General features: G+C 67.8%; 18 protein-coding genes. 9 read left to right on the forward strand and 9 right to left on the reverse strand.

Annotated elements, in window-relative coordinates:
- Positions 1-24 precede the first annotated feature (24 nt).
- Both TRAD_RS03955 and TRAD_RS03960 read left to right on the forward strand, forming a co-directional pair.
- Positions 25-801 (forward strand): SDR family oxidoreductase, encoded by a 777-nt coding sequence (locus tag TRAD_RS03955; protein WP_013177300.1) that lies wholly within the window; start codon positions 25-27, stop codon positions 799-801.
- A 96-nt stretch (positions 802-897) separates the two neighbouring features.
- Positions 898-1,290: a nuclear transport factor 2 family protein gene (locus TRAD_RS03960; RefSeq protein WP_013177301.1), complete on the forward strand. Its 393-nt coding sequence runs from the start codon at positions 898-900 to the stop codon at positions 1,288-1,290.
- Positions 1,291-1,431: 141 nt separating this feature from the next.
- Here TRAD_RS03960 and TRAD_RS03965 read toward each other — a convergent pair whose 3' ends face one another.
- From TRAD_RS03965 to TRAD_RS04005, 9 genes are all read right to left on the reverse strand, one after another.
- A complete protein-coding gene (locus TRAD_RS03965) occupies positions 1,432-1,908 on the reverse strand; it encodes a hypothetical protein (RefSeq protein ID WP_013177302.1) in 477 nt (158 codons plus the stop codon).
- 122 nt (positions 1,909-2,030) lie between these two features.
- The gene (locus TRAD_RS03970; protein ID WP_013177303.1) at positions 2,031-2,474 is read right to left on the reverse strand and encodes a ferritin-like domain-containing protein; all 444 of its coding nucleotides are present in this window, start codon (positions 2,472-2,474) and stop codon (positions 2,031-2,033) included.
- A 253-nt stretch (positions 2,475-2,727) separates the two neighbouring features.
- On the reverse strand, positions 2,728-3,354 hold the full coding sequence (locus tag TRAD_RS03975; RefSeq protein WP_049772953.1) for a TlpA family protein disulfide reductase: 627 nt from the start codon (positions 3,352-3,354) through the stop codon (positions 2,728-2,730).
- Between the two features lie 183 nt (positions 3,355-3,537).
- Complete coding sequence (locus tag TRAD_RS03980; protein ID WP_013177305.1) at positions 3,538-4,098, reverse strand: class I SAM-dependent methyltransferase; 561 nt, start codon at positions 4,096-4,098, stop codon at positions 3,538-3,540.
- Positions 4,099-4,204: 106 nt separating this feature from the next.
- Positions 4,205-4,501 carry a metal-sensitive transcriptional regulator gene (locus TRAD_RS03985; RefSeq protein ID WP_013177306.1) on the reverse strand — a complete coding sequence of 99 codons (297 nt, stop codon included), beginning with the start codon at positions 4,499-4,501 and terminating at the stop codon, positions 4,205-4,207.
- Positions 4,501-4,980, reverse strand: a complete 480-nt coding sequence (locus tag TRAD_RS03990; RefSeq protein WP_013177307.1) for a DUF6691 family protein — start codon at positions 4,978-4,980, stop codon at positions 4,501-4,503. Before TRAD_RS03990 ends, TRAD_RS03985 begins: the two co-directional genes overlap by 1 nt.
- Entirely contained in the window at positions 4,981-5,553 is a 573-nt protein-coding gene (locus TRAD_RS03995) for a YeeE/YedE family protein (protein ID WP_013177308.1), read from the reverse strand.
- A 262-nt stretch (positions 5,554-5,815) separates the two neighbouring features.
- The gene (locus TRAD_RS04000; protein ID WP_013177309.1) at positions 5,816-6,175 is read right to left on the reverse strand and encodes a phage holin family protein; all 360 of its coding nucleotides are present in this window, start codon (positions 6,173-6,175) and stop codon (positions 5,816-5,818) included.
- Positions 6,176-6,244: 69 nt separating this feature from the next.
- A complete protein-coding gene (locus TRAD_RS04005) occupies positions 6,245-7,135 on the reverse strand; it encodes a GNAT family N-acetyltransferase (protein ID WP_013177310.1) in 891 nt (296 codons plus the stop codon).
- Between the two features lie 155 nt (positions 7,136-7,290).
- Here TRAD_RS04005 and TRAD_RS04010 point away from each other — a divergent pair, with 155 nt between their 5' ends.
- The 7 genes from TRAD_RS04010 (at position 7,291) to TRAD_RS04040 (ending at position 15,264) form a co-directional block, all read left to right on the forward strand.
- Positions 7,291-7,839 (forward strand): helix-turn-helix domain-containing protein, encoded by a 549-nt coding sequence (locus tag TRAD_RS04010; RefSeq protein WP_013177311.1) that lies wholly within the window; start codon positions 7,291-7,293, stop codon positions 7,837-7,839.
- A 220-nt stretch (positions 7,840-8,059) separates the two neighbouring features.
- Positions 8,060-9,079, forward strand: a complete 1,020-nt coding sequence (locus TRAD_RS04015; protein WP_148221179.1) for a TlpA family protein disulfide reductase — start codon at positions 8,060-8,062, stop codon at positions 9,077-9,079.
- Entirely contained in the window at positions 9,076-11,223 is a 2,148-nt protein-coding gene (locus TRAD_RS04020; protein WP_013177313.1) for a hypothetical protein, read from the forward strand. The genes TRAD_RS04015 and TRAD_RS04020 overlap by 4 nt, the downstream gene beginning before the upstream one ends.
- Complete coding sequence (locus TRAD_RS04025) at positions 11,224-11,928, forward strand: ABC transporter ATP-binding protein (RefSeq protein WP_013177314.1); 705 nt, start codon at positions 11,224-11,226, stop codon at positions 11,926-11,928. It abuts the gene before it with no gap.
- A 160-nt stretch (positions 11,929-12,088) separates the two neighbouring features.
- Positions 12,089-13,165 (forward strand): 3-deoxy-7-phosphoheptulonate synthase, encoded by a 1,077-nt coding sequence (locus tag TRAD_RS04030; protein ID WP_013177315.1) that lies wholly within the window; start codon positions 12,089-12,091, stop codon positions 13,163-13,165.
- Positions 13,166-13,274: 109 nt separating this feature from the next.
- A complete protein-coding gene (locus TRAD_RS04035) occupies positions 13,275-13,799 on the forward strand; it encodes an RsmD family RNA methyltransferase (protein WP_013177316.1) in 525 nt (174 codons plus the stop codon).
- Between the two features lie 124 nt (positions 13,800-13,923).
- Positions 13,924-15,264, forward strand: a complete 1,341-nt coding sequence (locus tag TRAD_RS04040; RefSeq protein WP_221401650.1) for an MFS transporter — start codon at positions 13,924-13,926, stop codon at positions 15,262-15,264.
- Positions 15,265-15,397 lie beyond the last annotated feature (133 nt).

Here is a 15,397-nt window from a genome sequence, read left to right on the forward strand (position 1 = left end):
CTAGCATGGCAAAGGGAGGCGAGCATGCAAGGAAAAGTTGCGTTTATTACGGGTGGCGGCTCCGGTATCGGGGCGGCTGCGGGGAAGCTGCTAGCCAAGCACGGGGCCAAGGTCGCGCTCGTCGGGCACACGGAGAGTGAGGTCAACGAGGTCGCTCAAGAGATCAGAGCCTCCGGCGGCGAAGCGTTAGCGCTGGTCGCCGACATCAGCGACGGCGAGGCCCTAAAGCGCGCCTACCGGGAGACCGTCGAGCGCTTCGGCGGCCTCGACGTGGTGTTCGCTAACGCCGGTATCAACGGCACCTGGGCGCCCCTCGACGAACTCTCCGAAGACGACTTTCGCCAGACGGTCGAGGTCAACCTGACCGGCACCTTTCTGACGCTCAAGTACGCCCTGCCCCACATGAAAGCGCGGGGTGGGTCGATGATCGTCACCTCGTCGGTCAACGGGACGCGCATCTTCTCGAACTCGGGGGCGACGGCATACTCGAGCACCAAAGCGGCGCAGGTCGCGATGACGAAGATGCTCGCGGTTGAGCTCGCGAAGTACCGCATCCGCGTCAACGCCATCTGCCCCGGAGCGATCGAGACGAGCATCGATGAGAACACCGAGCAGGTCAACACCGACAAAGCGCGGGTGCCGGTCGAGTTTCCCGAGGGCGAGATCCCCCTTACAGGCGGTGAGCCAGGTTCCTCGGAGCAGGTCGCCGAGCTCGTGCTCTTTTTGAGTTCGGAGGCGTCGAGCCACATCTCCGGCACCGAAATCTGGATCGACGGCGCGCAGTCGCTGCTGCAGGGGTAACGCTGATGCCGCGTTACGCGTGCCTCACCCCCAAAATAGCGCGTTCGCCCGCTATGTTGCGGCGACCGCACCGGTAAGCTACGGGGGGAGGAACGCATGAATACAAGCGGCAGCGAAATCGCCCAGAGCTTTATGGACGCGCTAAAGCGCGTTGAAAAGGAGCGGGAGGTGGCCCCGCTGGTCGCGCTCTTCGCCGAGGACGCGACCCTGGAGCGCATGACCCACAAGACCTACGAGGGCAAAGGGGACGTCGAGACCTTCTGGACGGAGTATCTCGAGCCCTTTGACGAGGTCTCCACGGAGTTTTACAACGTCACCGAGGACGACGAGACGGTGGTGCTCGAGTGGCGCTCGAAGGGCAAGCTAAAAGGTGGCAAGGACATCTCGTACCGGGGTGTGTCGTCCTTTGACGTCGAGGGGGGGAAGGTCAAGAGCTTCCGCACCTACTACGACTCGGCCGCGTTTTTGACCGAGGGGGCGAGCGCGTAGCGCCGACGCGCCCCGACGCACGAAGAGCCCTACACGCGTAGGGCTCTTCGTGCGTGCACCGCGCCACCCTCTCCAGGGCGCTGCAGCGCGCCGCGTAGCCTCGAGCAGGGCCGTTCTAGCCGCTGCGGGCGCGCCTAGACGCTAGCGCGGGTCGTAGAGCTGCTGCGCGCCCGCCTCGCGCAGGGTGGTGACCGCTTTCTCGACGTCGTTGGTCTCCAACATCAGGAGTTTGCCGCCGCGCTCGAGGCCCAGACGAAACGGTTCGGCGTCGTCACCGAGGCGGTCGAGGCGACCCGTACGGGCGCCCCGGCCGTCGCCGACGAGGCCGACCGGCGCGGGCTGCGAGCCACCGGAGCCGCCAAACGCCCCCGCCACGCCGCCGACGGGGGGGATGCCGAGGGTGCCGCTCGCGTCGCCACCGACGTCGCCGCCGCCGAGACCGCTACTCATCCCGACGCTCACCCCGCCTTCGAAGTCCTCGCTCGTTTCGGGCGCCGTGTCGGCTTCGCGCCCCTCGTTCACCTCGATGATGTCGTCGCCGAGGCCGGCGCTTTGCAGCGCGTTGATCGCGCGCTCGAGCGCCGCCGAGTCGTCGAAAAGAGCTGCTACCGTGGCCATGGTCCCTCCTTGGGTGCGGTCTGGGTGCAAAGAGCACCTCGCGCGTGGTGTTCGGCCGCGCGGCGAGGTGCTGTCAAAGTAAGGCGTAACGCCGTCAAGCTAGCAGGGGGCGACCCCCGAAGCTAGCTCGCGCGCTGCCGCGACTGCAGCTCGTTGTAGGACTGCTGGATGGCCTCGTGCTGCCGCGCGACGAGCTCTTTGAGGTGCGCCGGGAGGTCGCGTTTGAGCACGTCTTCGTAGTTGTCTAAAGCCGCGCGCTCACCGCGCTGGCTCTCGGCCAGGATGGCCTCGTCGTCTTTGCCGGTGATCGCGTCGCGCACGTTGATCCAGGCGCGGTGCAGCGCCGCCCCGGCGCTCCCGCGCTCTTTGGGGTCGCCGCCTAGCCGGAGCACCTCCTGCTCGAGCTCGCCGCGGAAGGTGGCGCGCTGCTGCCCGAGGTGGAGCAGGCGGGTTTTGAGCTCTTGGCTGGTCGCTTCGTCGGCGGCTTCGCGGTAGCCGTTTTCGCCGTCGATGCAGGTGCCGATCAGGTAGTTGAGCGCTTTAATGACTTCGCTGTTGTCCGCCATAAAAGACCTCCAAAGGAATTGAAACAACCTTTACCCTTGTACTACGCAGCGTACCGGAAGTTCGTACGCAGCGCTGCTAAGTAGGCCTCTACAACGGTGGGAGGCGGGCGGCACCCCGCTCCCGAGGGCTGCTGCGCGAGGGCAGTGCCCCTGCGAGCACTCAGCCTCACGAGAGGCGTCCCCCGGTGGGGATGCTGCGCGAGGGCAGTGCCCCTGTGAGCTAGGCCCGCGGCTAGAGCCGCCGACCGAGGGGTTAAGGCCGAGCCTCCGGCGCCTCGCCGAGCTGGCGGACGAGCGCCTCGAGGCGCGCCCGCGAGAGCTCGCCGACGTGCCGGTACACGAGGGTGCCGTCGGCTGCGAAGAAGAAGGTGTTGGGCAACCCCGCGGCGCGCCACTGCCGCCCGAGCTCGGCGCCCGGGTCGAGCAAGACGTTGGGCAGCGAGAGACCCTGCTCGGCCACAAAGCCCGCGACCTGCGCCCCCGACTCCCCCTGCGACACGAGCGCGAAGGTCACCTCGGGAAAACGTTCGGCGGTTTCGGCGAAAAGGGGCAGCTCGCGGCGGCAGGGCGGGCACCAGGTCGCCCACAGGTTGAGGACGAGGGGCTTCCCAGCGAACGCGCCGAGCGCCACGGGTTCCCCCGCCAGGTTGGTCAGGGTGAGCGGGGGGAGCGTCGTCTCGGTAGCGCTCGGCGCGGTGAGCGCCGCAGAGAGCCCCCAAGCTGCGAGCCCCGCCGCCGCGACGAGCGGCGCGGCGCGCTCCCGCACCCTCAGGGTGTAGAGCGCCGCCGCGGCGAGACCCCAGAGGGGGCTAAAGCCGCCCTGCCAGAGGTAGAGGACGCTCAGGGGTTCTTGCAGGTACGTACCACCATGCTCGAGCACGAAGCCGAGGCGCGCGCTGAGGAGGAGGATCCAGGCGCTCTGCCAGGCCCAGCTGGCCAGGCGCGGCCGCCGCCGCCCCCAGAGCTCGGCGAGGGCGACGAAGGTCGCTAGCCCGACCCCTGCGCTAAAGCGCGCGGCCGAGAGGACAAAGGGGCCGAGTTGCAGTTCGTAGATCGCGCCCTCCTACGGGCCGGCGTGGCGTAGGCGGTAGAGCCGCATGTGCTGCAGCTCGAGCCGTTCGACGACCGCTAGGGCGGCGCGCGCACTCGCCGCCTCCAGAGCGGCCTCGCTGAGCCGGTGTGCTAAAGGCGGCCCCTGCGCCTCGTCGCGGTAGGGCCACTCGAGCACGGCGACCTCGCGCGCGACGCGGGCCGCTTCGGCGAGCATCGCTTCTGGCGCGTCGCTCTCGTGCAGGACGTGCCCCAAAAAGGCGAGGTCGAAGCGCGCCGCCCCAAACGGCAGCGCCTCACCGGCGGCGCGCACGAAGGTGGCCGCCGGTACGTGCGCCGCGGCGAGCGCCAAAAAGTCGGGGTTGAGGTCGACGCCCGTCACGGACGCCCCCGCAGCGGCGAAGGCTTCGGCGAAGACCCCCGTGCCGGTCCCGATGTCGAGCACCGACGGCGCGCCGCTCGGAGCGCGTAGCGACCCGAGCAGGTGCGCGCACACGCGCGCGGGCTCGAGGAGCGCGAGGCGCTCGGGGCGGCGCAACCGGTCGGCGGCGCCGCGAAAGCGTTTTTCAGACATCTCGCCCTCTCTTTACACCGCAGACGAGCCCAGCCGGCTGGTAAGGGCACCCGACGAGCAGGCGCCCCCTCTAAAGCCCGTTGCCGGGGCCGCCCAGGGGTCCGCCTCAGCGCCGCGCCAAGCGGAGCGTGGCGAGGAGCTCTTTGGGGTCGACGGCCTCCCCGGGGTAGCCCTGGGCGCACTTTTCGAGGTAGGTCTCCAAGATGACGTCGCTCGCCGCGTCGAGCGCGCTGCGCACCCCCGAGAGCTGGGTGAGCACCTCGCGGCAGTCGCGCTCCTCCTCGATCATCCGCTGCAGCCCGCGCACCTGCCCCTCGATGCGCTTTAAGCGGTTGAGGAGTTTTGCCTGGGTGTCGGTTTTAGAGGGCTTGGGGGCCGCTGCCTCTGTCGTGGTGGGCATCATCAGTGGGGGAGCCGTTTCTGCAAAAGGCCGTAGACGTAGGTGCCCGCGACCGCGCTCAGCAGCACCACGATAAAGACCGTCTGACCGGCGCCGATAAGCGCGGCGATCGGTCCGGGGCATGCGCCGGTAAACGCCCAGCCGAGGCCGAAGGCAGTGCCGCCCAAGATGTAGCGGCGGTAGGTCGGGTCTTTGGGCGCGAGCGTGATCGGTTCGCCGCCGAAGGTGTGCACGTTAAAGCGCTTGATCAACCACACCGAGAGGGCGCCGACCAAGACGGCCGAACCGATGACGCCATACATGTGAAAGGACTGAAAGCGGAACATCTCCTGGATGCGGTACCAGCTGATGACCTCGGCTCTTACCAGCACGAAGCCGAAGAGCGTTCCGGCGAGCAGGTAGCTGAGGTAGCCCAGAAGCGGGGTGCTGGGTTGTTGCGTGCGTTTGGCGGGGCGCACCGCGATGCGCTCTGAGGTGTCCATCTAGCCTCCTAAAATGAGCGGGAGCAGGACGTGGGTGGAGATGAGGCCGCCGATAAAAAAGCCGATGACGGCCACGAGTGACGGCAGCTGCAGGTTCGACAGGCCGCTGATGGCGTGCCCCGAGGTGCAGCCGCCCGCGTAACGGGCGCCGAAGCCGACCAAAAAGCCGCCCCCGACCATGAGCACAAGGCCCGGCAGCGTGAGGAGGTTTGCCCAACTAAAGAGCCCTCGCGGCACGAGCGCGCCGTCCGTCTCGACGCCGAGCGCGGCGAGCTCGCGCTGCGTGCTCGCGGCGACCTGCAGCGGTTCGGGGTTGGCGAGCAGCACGCCCCCGACGAAGCCGCCCAAAAGCACGCCGAGGACGAAGACGAGGTTCCACGCCTCTTTGCGCCAGTCGTAGTTGAACAACCCGATCCGGCTGCTTCCCGGTAGCATGGCGCAGGCGTGGCGGAGGTTCGACGAGATGCCGAACGCCTTATTTCCTAACAGCAGCAGCAGGGGGACGGTCAGCCCGATGAGGGGCCCGGCGACGTACCAGGGCCACGGTTGTCTCAAGATCTCTAAAATACCCATACCGGGTATCAGTATAGGGGGGAGGGGAGGCGCTGTCAATGGGGGCGCCGACGCGTAGCGATTGCGGTGCAACGCCGCCAGTAGACCTTTCCGGAGGGTGTCGGCCGACGATGCCGCGATGTTTCGGAAGAGCGTCGCCGACCGGATGGACGAGGGTCACCGGCGCTCCAGCTTCCGCGGCATGCGCGTGTCGACGGCGCCCAAAGCAAAGGCTCGAGCTTTAGCTCGAGCCGCGTGACGCTTAAGGCGCTGCTCGCGTCGGCTACCAGTCCCGGGGGCGGCGCGTCCCGACGAGCGCGCTCAACACGGTGCTGACGAGAGTCAGCACGAGCGCTGCCAAAACCGCGCCGCCGAACCCGGTCGTCTCCAGAGGGGTGAGAGCAGCCACGATCAGGAGCGTGAGCGCGTTGACGACGAGCAAAAAGAGCCCCAGCGTGAGGATCGTCAGCGGCAGCGTAAGCACGATCATGATGGGGCGCACGACGGCGTTGACGAGCCCGAGCACGAGCGCCGCCAAGAGGACGGGGCCGAGGCCGGGTTCGGTGAAGAAGAGCCCTACGCCGAGTTCGGCGGTGATCCAGAGGGCGACGGCGTTGAGCAGCCAGCGAACGAGCACGTACATGGGCTAGAGCTTACCACCGCGCTTGCAGGGTGGCTGTAGGCACGTTCTGCGCCCGCGAGCACGGGGGACCTAATGCGGCTGTTTGACGTAAGCGGGGTAGGTGCCTCTCACCTCGAAGCCGAGCGATTGGAGGATTTCGATGAGCTTGGGGTCGCGTTGGGTGATGAGGGTCTGAATGCGCCCGAACGGGCTGCGGGCGGCGAGCTCCTGCATCGAGGAGAGCAGGAGCCGCCGCAGCATCTCCGAAGACTCGCGGTACTCCGCCGCGACACCCGCTGCTGTCAAGTAGTACTGGCCGTCGACCCCGTCTTGGTAGAGGCCGTAGCAGGCGTAACCGACGGGCTCCTGGTCGAGCGTCTCAAAGGCCAAAAACCACAAATTGGGGTGAAAGGGGCCGCGCCAACGCTTGAGCCACGCCCAAAAGGTTTCGGAAGGGGAGAAGCCCTCGGCGCGGCGGAAGGTCTCCTGAAAGAGGTCGTCGCGCTCCTCGCTCCAGGCCTCGAGCACCAAGGGCAGCCCTAGGGGCGGCAGCTCGGCGAGGTCGAACTCGAGGTCGAACGCTTGGCGCTTTTCAAACCCGAGCGCCTCGAGCGCGGGCGCGACGAGCGCGAGCTTTTCCGGCGAGAAGTTGTAGAGGGGGCAGTGCACCGCCTCGTGCTCAAAGCGCTCCAAAAGCTTGCCGACAAGCGTCCTTAGGTCCTCGGCGTCGCGCTTAAACCAGAGGTTGCTCAGGTAGAGGTTCTGGTCGTCCCCGTCTTGCTCCGGCGCGCGCACGTAGGCGCCCGCGAGCGGCACGTCGCCCTCGGAGAACAGGATAAAGCTGCGCTCGGCCTCGGCGCCGGGGTCGTGCACCGACCGCACCGCGCGCCTCGCGAAAGCGCGCGGGTCGCTGTGGCCCAAAAAATCGTAGGAGGAGGCGATAAACCACTCGAGCTCGTCGGGGGCGATGGAGCGAATCACAACGCGACAGTCTACCGCACTTTTTCAGCGCCCGTTCTCATCGACTTATGTCGCCCCGAGGTGCGTTGCGCGCCGCGGAGGGGTCTGCTAGCCTGATAACGTGCTTACATACGTGAACATAGCTGCTGTGACGGGCGTGAGCAGCTAACGCGCCCATGCACGGTGCCGACGCGTCGCCGCCGCTACGTGTGCTTAGCGGCAACGCGCTGCTCGGGGAGCTGCTGGAGACCTTTCTCACCCAACAAGGCCGAAACGGTTTACGGGTCACGGTGATCCTCGACGCCCCCTGGGGTTACGCTTACACCGCTTTCGAGGGTGCGCCGCAGGGTCGCTCAACGCTCATCGTCACGGACAACCCCTGCGGTGAAGCTTGGGAGGACCTCTGGGACCTCGCACCGACGGCCCTCATCGCCCAGCAGCTCTCCCCCGGAGCGTTGCTGCCGACGATAGACCAGACGGTGAGAGGTCAGCGGCTTAGACTCACCCCTTTCTACGAGACGCCCTTAACCAAGACCGAGCGCCGCGTGCTGCGGCTCTGCGCCACCCTGGGCGACCTAAGGGCGGTCGGCGACGCGGTGGGGGTCAGCTCGGGTACCCTTAAAAACCACCTCAGCAGCATCTACGGCAAGCTGGGGCTGCGCGGCCTGACGGACCTGCGCCCCTACTACTTCGGCGGCGTCACCCCGGCGGACCCACGCCCCTAACATCATGACCCCGGAACCATGACCGAAGTCATGCGCGGGGCATGACCGAGCGCACTTTCGCGGGCCAAAAGGGTGGCGCTACACTGCGCGTAGCCGGATGAGAGCAACCTGTAGCCATCGTGGGATAGCTGAGGGGGAAGTGGTGAAACGTACGATTTGGGTTTTGGCTGGACTCGTAGGCGTGTTGTTGCTCGTCGCTGGGTTCTCTCTAAGGGGGTTCTTGACTCCGGGCGCGCGGCTGAGCCCGGAAGAGGCGCGCTTCGTCGAGCAAGAGGTGAACCGACACACCGCCGCCTTGGTTGAGAAGTTCGCGTACTCGAGGGCGACCCCCCTCTTTCAAGGGGACAGCTTTCCCGAACTCCCCTTTCCGGTTCTACGCGGCGACGCACCCAATTGGTCTCGGGCTACCGTCGTCACGGTGGGGGGGACCACCGGGAGCAGCGCCCTGACGCTCCACACGCAGCTAGCGGGCAAAGACATCCAAAAGGTCCACGTCATATTCGGCCCGTTCATGCCGCAGGAGCTGGACGCCTTTCCGACCGACGTCGCGCTCCTAGATGGCACGGGGGGTGAAGACGGCCTCAACGTCAGCCGGGAACTCCACGACCTTCTCGGCATCACCGGCACGTCCGGCTACCTTGTGGGGGACGACCGGACGGTGCTCTTCGCCCAGGTCAACAAAGGGGACTTTAGGGCCTTGGGTAGCGCCGTCGAGAGCTTTTTGCAGCGCGGCCCCGAGGCCGTCACGCCGAGCACGCAACAGCTCCTCCCCATCGGGGAGCCCCTACCGCTGGCGGAGGTCCCGACCGAGCTCCAAGCTGACCTGAGCGAAGCGCTCTCCAAACCCGTTACGTTGGTCTTTCTCTCGGACAGAACCTGGTGCGATACCTGTAAGGATTGGCTAGATCACGCCGACGCCTTTATCGCGTCGTGGCGCGAGCGGGGGTACGGGGTCGTGCTCGTCGAAGGCGGCGGTGAACGGTTTTCGTTGGAGCGGCTTGCAAATGGCGTTTTGAAGCTTTCAGCCCCTCACCTTCCGGGCTCTCCTACCGAATCACGGGTGCTCTCGAGCTGGGGCATGACGGGAATTCCTGCAACCTATGTGCTTAAAGACGGCGCCTTGCAGGGTCAAGTCTCGTGGCTCGAGCTCGACATCAACGGCACCGCTTACAAAGACCTCCACTTCCGAGCGTTGGACGAGGTCGTCCAACGTTTGAGTGCTCGAGTAGCCTCACGATGAAGCGCCCCGCCCTTTTCAGCAACCTCCTCGTTACCCTCCTACTCGCTATCGTCTACGGACTCACGCTCTATCCTCTAGAGCTGCGCAGCGCCGTTGAGCGCGACCCCGACTACCCCCAGGGCGTTTGGGTCCTCTACCCCGAGGCGTTCGTCGCGCCGCACTCGGCACCCGCCGAGGCGAGAGCGGAGGCGATCCGTGCGCTGGAAGCGGGGCTCGCCGAGGGGAGCTTAGCTCTGGAGAGCGGGCTTTTCTATCTCGCTGGACGCCTGCCCACGGTCTACATCTCCAGTAGCCTTTTGGAGCTGGGGCTCGTGCGCCTCGTCGAGGGGGACGTGCCTGGTAGCGGGGCGCTCCTCGCGCAGCGCGGCGGCCCCTACGCGCTCGGCGAAGCGACGCCGGAGGGCGTCGTAACGGGTGTCGCTGAACTTCTCTGGAGCCAGCTCTACGTCACCGACGCAGCGATGCTGAGAAGCGTCGGCGCACTTGCCGAGCTGCCGGAGCCTGCGTTTCTCCGGTTCTACCTGCGCCCCCGAAGCGACGCCGAGCGCGCACGGGTGCTGGAGGCGGTGCAAGCGTACACCGGCACCACCTACACGGCCCAGCCCCTTTACGAGTTCCTAGCCCAAGACATCTTCGCGCTCGAGGCGAGGCAGGCGCGGTTGCAACGGCTCGCCGCCGCCCTTCTTTTAGCCTGCACCTTCCTGACGCTCTACGCCGGCGTCGCCGGGCGCTGGTTTAGGGAGCGTGAGGTCTACCGCACCGAACGCATTTTGGGGCGGCCACGCAGCTACTTTTTAAGACGCTGGCTCTCTGCGAGCCTCGGGCAGTGGGTCTGGGGCGCGCTGCTCTGCACCCTGTTCTTTCTGGTGTTAGCCGCCCTCCGCGGTCAAAACGTCGGTGAGGTCGCCGCCAGCCTCCTCCCCTGGGGGCTCAGCCTCGCGCTCTTCGGGACGCTCTCGGCGCTCCTCTTTGCGCTCGCCTCGAGCCGCTTCGCCCTCGCGCGCAGCACCTTGGACGTGCGGCAGACCTGGTTGAGCCACCTCGTCCCCGTCTGCACCGGTTTCGTGGTGGTGTTTGGGGTCACCTACCTTTTCAGCGACACCTTGGTGCAGTACGCCGAGAGCGAGCGTGCGGTGCGGGCGCTAGGCGCTGATCAGGTGTTGGCCGTCACAACACCTGCCGCGCAAACGACATTTAGAAGCGAGCACTGCGCGCCCTTGGAAGTCGCCGCTTGTGCGGCTTTTGGCACCTCCCGCATCTACTTGTGGGCATCCGACACGGGGCTTCCAGCGACCGTCATAGAGGATGACGACGCACTAGGAAGTATCTTCCGTTTTGAGCCGCAAAGCGCCGCTGCGCTCCGCATCGACCTCTTGGCGGGGCGCTTCCCGAACGCCGGTGCGAGGGAGGCAGCCATTACTGAAGCAGCTCTAAGTCTCGTCAGAGAATATGTGCCGGGTTTTGGTCTAGGCTCGGGGCTCGAGTTCGGCTACCGCGTCGTAGGTGTTGTGCGAACACCCCCAGAGACCGACCTAGGCGTTTTTGAGCCAATCTACCGCGCCGCCATCCTTATCCATCAAGACGCCCCTGACGTTCTCGATGAGTGGTTTCTTTCTCCTACCGGCGAGAGCGGTCTTGTTCTAGAGCTCTCCGGTCGCGACGACTTGGACGCCGTCAAAGCGAGGGTCCGGCAGCAGATTCGGGACACCGAGTTCTACAGCCCCGCCGCCTACGCGCAGACCTTCGCGGCGGGGCTTCGGGGCAGCCTGCTGCGGCTTGCGGGGCTTTTTGCCTTCGCGCTCCTTCTTACGGGGGTCGCCTACGGGCACTTCATCTCGGTCACGCTCGCTAAGCGCACCATGGAGTTGAGCATCTGGCGACTTTTGGGCATGAACCTGCGCACCCTCAGTCGGCGTTTGCAACGCGAGCTGCTGCCCCTCCCCTTCTTAAGCGGGCTCTTGGCGTGCGCTCTGGGCAGCCTCCTACTGCTCCTCAGCTACCGCGCCCCGGTCGCCCCCTACGCGCTCCTCTGCGGCCTCGCGACGACGGGCCTGCTCACCGGGCTCTACAGCTACTTGATCCACCGGAGCGTCCAGGCCATGAGGACACGAGAGGTGGACGCGCTCTACAGGGAGGCGCTCTAGATGCTGCAGCTTCAAGGGGTGGGGTACGCCTATCGCCTCAACGGTCGCCAGGTCAGGGTGCTGCAGGGCGTCACGCACACCTTTGAGCGGGGCAGCTTCTCGAGCCTCCGCGCCCCGTCGGGCTCGGGAAAGACGACGCTCCTCAACCTGCTGGGTCTGCTGGACACGCCCACGGAGGGCCGTTACCTGGTCGAAGGCCGGGACACGCGGCACCTCACGGACGCTCAGAAGAGCAGCCTGAGGGCCCGCACCTTCGGCTTTTTGTTCCAGAACTTCCGCCTCATCCCGACCCGTACGGTGTTAGAGAACGTCACCTTGGCGCTCGACATCAGCGCGCAGGGGCCCAAGCGGGCGCAGCGGGAGGCGGCTCTAAGGGCGCTCGAGCAGGTCGGCCTAGCGGGGCGCGCCGAGCACGTCCCTCCGGAGCTGTCGGGCGGCGAAGCGCAGCGGGTCGCGTTTGCTCGGGCGCTCGTCCGGCAACCCGAGGTGCTCCTGGCCGACGAACCGACCGGCAACTTAGACGCCGCCAACCGCGACCGGCTCCTCGACCTCATCTCGGCCTTTCACGCCCGCGGCGGTACGGTGGTGATGGTCACGCACGACGACGTCGCGGCGGCGCGCGCGACGCACCCCTTGCGGCTGGAGGCGCTCATGCCGGCGGCAGCCACCCCCCTCCCGGTGGCGCGCGCCGCCGCTAGAGGGTAGACACGCCTGAAGCTTTGTGGTATATCCAGCCAATGACTGGCACCGTCTATTTTGCGGGGTATCGGCTCGGCTAGACCGGGAGGACCTCGCTCTGCGCTGGCCGCGCCCGGACCCACCGGGCGCTTTTTTTGTCGCGGGGTGCCAAGGCAAAGGAGCCGAGATGAAAAGGGTTGAAAACCTCAACGTCGCGCAGCTTCGTCCGCTGCTGCCGCCCGCGCAGCTCAAGCGCGAGCTGCCCGCTTCCGAACGCGTCAACCGCACGGTGAGCGAGGCGCGCGAGGCGGTGCGCGCGGTGCTGCGCAAACGCGAGGCGCGCCTTTTGGCGATCGTCGGGCCCTGCTCGGTGCATGACGCGGCGGCCGCGCTCGAGTACGCGGAGCGCTTAAGCGCCCTTAAAGCGCGCCTCGAGGGGCACCTCCTGGTCATCATGCGGGTCTACGTCGACAAACCGCGCACCACGGTCGGGTGGCGGGGGTTTGTCAACGACCCCGACATGGACCGCTCGAACGACCTGGAGCGGGGGCTGCGCCGCACCCGTGAACTGTTTCTCAAGATCAACGAGCTCGGGCTGCCGGTCGCGACCGAGGTCCTAGACCCCTTTCTGCCGCAGTACCTCGACGACCTCATCGCTTGGGGGGCGATCGGCGCGCGCACGACCGAGTCGCAGACCCACCGCGCCATGGTGAGCGGGCTCTCCATGCCGGTCGGCTTTAAAAACAGCACCGAGGGCAACGTGCAGGTCGCCGTCGACGCGATCGCCGCCGCGAGCGGGCCGCACACCTTTTTGGGGATCGACGAGGCGGGGCGGGCGGCCGCCGTCTTTACGACAGGCAACCCCGACGGCCACGTCATCTTGCGCGGCGGGCGCGCGGGCACGAACTACGACGCGGCGAGCGTCGCCGAAGCGGGCGAGCGGCTGCGCGCCGCCGGTCTCGAGCCCGCGTTGATCGTCGACTGCAGCCACCACAACTCGGGCTACGACCACCGCCGCCAAGCCCTGGTGTGGCGCGAGGTGCTCGCGCAGCGCGTCGCGGGTAACCGCGACCTGGTCGGACTGATGCTCGAGAGCAACCTCAAGGGGGGCAAGCAGCGCATCCCCGAGAACTTAAGCGGGCTCGAATACGGCGTGTCGGTCACCGACCCCTGCGTGGGGTGGGAGACGACCGCGGCGCTTCTCGAAGAGGCGCACGACGCGCTCGCCCTAGCTGCCGAACCCGAGCTGAGCGCGCCGCGCTGACGGCCCGAGCCAGGGCGCGGCGAACGCGGTAGACTCGGCTGGTGAGACGTCTTTTCGCCACGCCCGCAGCCCCCGCTGGGCTGGCCTCTCGACTGCCAGGTGGGGGCGCGTGAGCCGCCCGCGCATCGTCGGCGGCACCGCGCGGGGGCGTCCCCTGGAGGTCCCCAAGTCGGGTACCCGCCCGAGCCCCGGTCGGCTGCGCGAAGCGCTCTTTAACATCCTCGCCTTTCGGGTGCGGGGGCGCTTTTTGGATCTTTACAGCGGCTCCGGGGCGGTCGGGCTCGAGGCCGCCTCGCGCGGTTTCGAGGCGGTCTGCGTCGAGCTGTCGCGGGGGGCGGCCGCGGTGATCCGCAAAAACGCGCGCGCCCTTGACCTCGACGTCCAGGTCGTCCAGGGCGACGCGCTCGCCTTCGCGCGGGCGCACCCCGGCGCGTTCGAGGTGGTCTTCGCCGCGCCTCCCTACCCGCTCGAGCTGCGCGAGGTCTTCGCGGCCATCCTCGAGGCTCGACCCTGCAAAGCGGGGGGGCTCTACGTCTTCCAGCACCCCGCCGAGTTGGGGCTCGTCGGTGAGCGGCGGGTGTACGGTTCAAACGCGCTGACCTTGATCGAAGCGCCCCCCGTCGCTGATGGGTAGGGGGCCGACGGGTAGGGGGCGCCGGCGGGCCCCGCTGGAGGCTCGGGGCGGGCGCGTCCGCGTCTTTCGCGCGCCGCAGCGACCCCTTAGGGTCCGCTTCTTTCTAGCGGTCGTCGCCTCGGCGGTGTTCGTCTCGGTGTTAACGGGCGCCATGGTCAACGTCATGCTCCCCGTGATCCGCGCCGAGTTCGGCGCTTCGGCGGCGCAGATCGGCTGGGTCGTCACCGGCTTTTCGCTCGCTTTCGCCGTCAGCGTCCCCCTGTATGGGCGCGTCTCCGACCTCTACGGGGTGCGGCGGGTGTTCGTCTTCGGCATCGTGGGGTTTGCCGCCGGGGGGCTTCTCTGCGCGCTCGCGCCGAGCCTGCCGCTGTTGGTCGCCGGGCGCATGCTGCAAGCAACTGGCGGCGCCGCGATCCCGGCGCTCGCGACCGTGGCGGTCGCCAAGGTGATCCCCCCCGGCGCGCGCGGTGGAGCGCTCGGGCTCGTGTCCTCGAGTATCGGCGCCGCCTCGGCGGTCGGCCCCATCGTCGGCGGGGTGCTCGGCCAGGCGTTCGGTTGGCGCGCGCTCTTCGTCGGCTCGCTGTCGCTCGCGCTGCTCCTCATCCCCTTTGCGCTGCGGGCGCTCCCGAGCGACCGTGCTCGGGGCGCGCAGCGCCTCGACCTCCTCGGCGGGGTGCTGTTCGGTCTCGGCGCGGGGCTTTTTCTCTTCGGCATCACGCAGGGGCAGACGGCGGGGTTCGCGACGTTCCCCGCGTGGGGGAGTTTTCTGGGGGCGGCACTCGCCTGGCTGGGGTTTTTTCGGCGGCTGCACCGCGCCGCCGCGCCCTTCGTCGCCCCGACGCTTTTTGCCAACCGCGCCTACGTTGCGGCGCTCGCCGTGGGGTTTGGCGCGATGTTCGCGAGCTTTTCGGCGCTCGTCTTCGTGCCCCTGCTGCTCGTCGAGGAGAACGGTTTGTCGCCGGCGGCCGCCGGGCTCGCGCTCACCCCCGGCGCGGCGGCGCTCGCCCTCCTGTCGCCGCTCAGCGGCCGGCTCTCGGACCGCGTCGGGGTGCGCCGGCCGATCGTCGCGGGGCTTGCGCTCATGGGCGCGTCGCTGCTGCTGCTGTCGGCAGTCGCCGGCGGCCCCCCGCTCTGGGTGGTGCTCGGGGTAATGGGGGTGTACGTCGGGTTTGCCTTCGTGCAGTCGCCGGTGAATAATGCGGCTGCCGGCGCGCTCGCCAAGCGCGACGTCGGGGCGGGCGTCGGGCTCTTCTCGGGGGTCTACTTTTTGGGCGCCGGTTCGGGACCCGCCGCGATGGGGGCGCTTTTGGCCGCGCGCCAAGAGGCCGCCGGGCTGGCCGTAAACCCCCTCTACCGCTTCGGCGCCGCGCCCTTTTCCGACACCTTTTTGGGGGTCGTGGTGGTGCTCGTGGGGGCGCTCGTGGCGAGCGCGTGGCTGCGGGAGCGGCCGACGGCGGGCGCTTAGGGTGGCGCGAGCGCGCGAGCTGCGGCGCTTTGTAGCGCCACGTGTAGCGCCTTGGCGCGGTGACCGAGTCGGCGACGTGGCCCGCGCCTCTACGCGCGCGCAGGGGTGACGGAGGGCCGGGAAAGGGCGCGTT

Origin of the sequence: Truepera radiovictrix DSM 17093 (assembly GCF_000092425.1) — a bacterium.
GTDB classification, from domain to species: Bacteria; Deinococcota; Deinococci; order Deinococcales; family Trueperaceae; genus Truepera; species Truepera radiovictrix.